We start from the raw sequence: 2,727 nt of genomic DNA, 5'->3' as shown, positions 1-2,727 counted from the left end.
AAAACGGCATAAGTTTAAAAGCCCTGCCTCCTTTTATTCAAAGGAGCTAAGAAAAATTGCACTTCATGGTGTAATCTAGGTTTTTTATTCAAAAAAACCTCACCAAAACCATTCCCCAAAACACGCCAACAAAAGCTTAACCGCCCACAATTAACAAAACTTTACAATTTTTTAACAAAAAAGGTAGCGCATTATTAATCAAGCGGTTATAATTTAAGCGCTTTAAAAGCAAGGGAAGCTCGTTAGTCGAGCGGTTAATTATAAAAAATGTAAATAAAACAAAAAATTACTTGACAGGATAATCGAAATGCGTTACCATGTATGGCACATGGCACATGGCCTGCCAAACCTATGCCCTAAATCTTTTTCAATTTCACCGTAGTCTAAATCAGACACAGTTCTTATTTTTATCACCGAAGTCATTTCGCGTAGCGAAATCGACGCCGTCATCGCGGTTTTTTCAGGCGATGTTTTCGTCGGGTCCTTCGACAACATTCTCGGAAACCTCTTTGGTCAGGTCATCGGCCACCTCTTCGGCAAAATTATCGTCGATATCCAAGTGGTTGTTAAAGCCGCCATTAGTATTCAAACCGCCATTATTGTTTAGACTTTCATTGTTATCTAAATCGGCATTATTCTTTGCGTCATTGTTGTTGTTGTCATATACGCAGGGGGTAGAGGCGTTAACGGCACATACATCAAGAGTTATAGAGGGGAGTGCGCCGTATTTAACGTCCGACGGTGGTCGAACAAAGGCAATAGATACAGATAGTTTATTGTTTATTAAGTTGCGGGATGGTACAAGGTACACACCGTCAACTAATCCATCAAGTGCTACAAATCCAATAAGATTACCTTATGCAGGAAGTACTTTGGGAGATATAGATATGTTAATCCCATCATCAGTGAATTCAGTGAGTTTAAGTGATTTAGTCACTAGGTATAATTATTGGGGAGATGATGATGGGGATGGACAGGGAGCTAATGGAGTAACGGCTACAGGGAGTATATCGGTATCGTTTAGGGATAAAAATGGCAATACCGTTAGTCGTAGTGATACATTAAGTATTTGTGGTGCTCCTTATAAGGTAACATTAAGAAGTACAGGAGGAAGTTTAACTACCCAGTATGGTGTGCCAAGGATTAGTAGTTTTAGTGGAGCTACGGTGGATTATTATATCAATCCGTATAACACTGTTCCTCGTGTTTGTTACGCAAGGCCAAATCTTACTTATGGCACAAACAGTTACGCCGGCCCATCTAACATATGGAACCCTTATAAGGGTTTTTTAACTCAGTCAAATGATTCATCATCTTACGACTTAAACTTTCCAACTACAGGTGCTGATGGATTGTATTTTGATTTGGACATAGGTGGCGTTGATGCAAGTCAGTTGACGTGGTCTGTTGTCACGAATGGTAGCATAAGGGCAACGGTGAATTGGACAAGGCCGCGTTCTGGTATGTTCGAAAGCCCTGGGAGAGAAAACGTACCAGCCGATGCTTGGATTACTGATAAATCCAGTTATGTAACACGGGTAACGTTGCATGGTCCAGAGGCAAGAAACCAGTGGAGAAACCCTAATCCTCGTCGGCTTACTCCGTCGCTATCTTTGCCACAGAGATTTGAATTAGTCGGTAGGGATAGTATGGATAATGTGGTGGTTAAATATGGATTTGTGTTACAGAAGTGGTTCGTCAATCATATAGCTGTAGCTCTTCAAACTGAACACATATCTTGGTGTAGTCGTTTGGGTTATCGTTTGTCACAGGTCAGGGATTTAACTAACGCGAAATGTGGTGTAGAGCCTGATTATTTCCCATGTCGAAATGGCGCGGATGGTGCCTCACCATCCTCATCTGGTAATTATTACCAGCGTAACATAGGTGCAGGTTTTTTCACTGAGTGGGGCTACTTGACAAGCTACGCTGATGCGCACTTCACCGAAGACGTCATGTTTGGCATCAGCAGCTACAGCGGCGCATACTACTTCGGCTACTGGACAGGTGACACTCCAGCGTACCGTGTCGTCGCTAACAAAGTCTTCATAGGCGGAGACCCCACCAACTTCGCTCCTGCTATTTGCACCGCACCTTAGTTTTTATTTCTTAGTCCTTAATTCTTGGGACGCGGGGGCGGTTATGGTGCCTGAGAGGACAATCTAACAAAGAATAACGCCCCCGCGTCAGTTGGGGCGTTTTCCCTTAGGGTTGCGCTGTTGCGGCGAAGCCACAATCGCGCCGCCCCGCCGCCGGCGACGCTGAAAGTGTCGATGGCGGTGGCACAAGGGTAAAATTAAATAAAGAGGGTCATGTAATGGAAATAGAACAAAAATTAACATTAAGTGAAAATCCGATACATTTTTTGAAAGAAGGCCTTTTTTTAAAGGCTTATAACCAGTCGTTTTATGTCATGAGTCAATTATTAGGATTTAATTTAAAACCGATAATTAAGCATATTAAAAAACTCGACCAAATTGTTGTATGTGGTGGATTTCCGGCTAATGTTATTAATAAACGTTAGCCTAATGTGTTTTTGGGTTGGTGGATAAAATGAATTGAGTGCAGTGGTTTCGGACGTTTTGACCTTTAGTGAATAAAATAGCTACAGTGACCACGTCCGAGCAAAGGGAATTAAAGCGAATGAACTGCACCCCAAAAGTTGTACAAAAAAACTAAGCTGCTGGAAAATAATACTCCCGATATTGAACAGGACTCTTTTTGTCC

2 protein-coding genes are annotated in these 2,727 nt (G+C 42.1%); both read left to right on the top strand.

What is annotated here, in order from left to right; translation table 11 throughout:
• Positions 1-317: 317 nt before the first annotated feature.
• Entirely contained in the window at positions 318-2,099 is a 1,782-nt protein-coding gene (locus GQ598_RS10755; protein ID WP_160404114.1) for a hypothetical protein, read from the top strand.
• Positions 2,100-2,317: 218 nt separating this feature from the next.
• Complete coding sequence (locus GQ598_RS10750; RefSeq protein WP_160404113.1) at positions 2,318-2,524, top strand: hypothetical protein; 207 nt, start codon at positions 2,318-2,320, stop codon at positions 2,522-2,524.
• The last annotated feature ends 203 nt before the right edge of the window (positions 2,525-2,727 follow it).

The sequence above is a fragment of the Gilliamella sp. Pas-s95 genome (assembly GCF_009795795.1).
GTDB lineage: Bacteria > Pseudomonadota > Gammaproteobacteria > Enterobacterales > Orbaceae > Gilliamella > Gilliamella bombicola.
The sequence above is the reverse complement of the archived record's forward strand: the minus strand, read 5'-3'. Positions and strand labels throughout refer to the sequence as shown.

What these genes read in the sequence shown, in the direction of transcription:
- GQ598_RS10755 (WP_160404114.1), top strand. Translation starts at nt 318, where the DNA reads ATGTATGGCACATGGCACATGGCCTGCCAAACCTATGCCCTAAATCTT.
- GQ598_RS10750 (WP_160404113.1), top strand. Translation starts at nt 2,318, where the DNA reads ATGGAAATAGAACAAAAATTAACATTAAGTGAAAATCCGATACATTTT.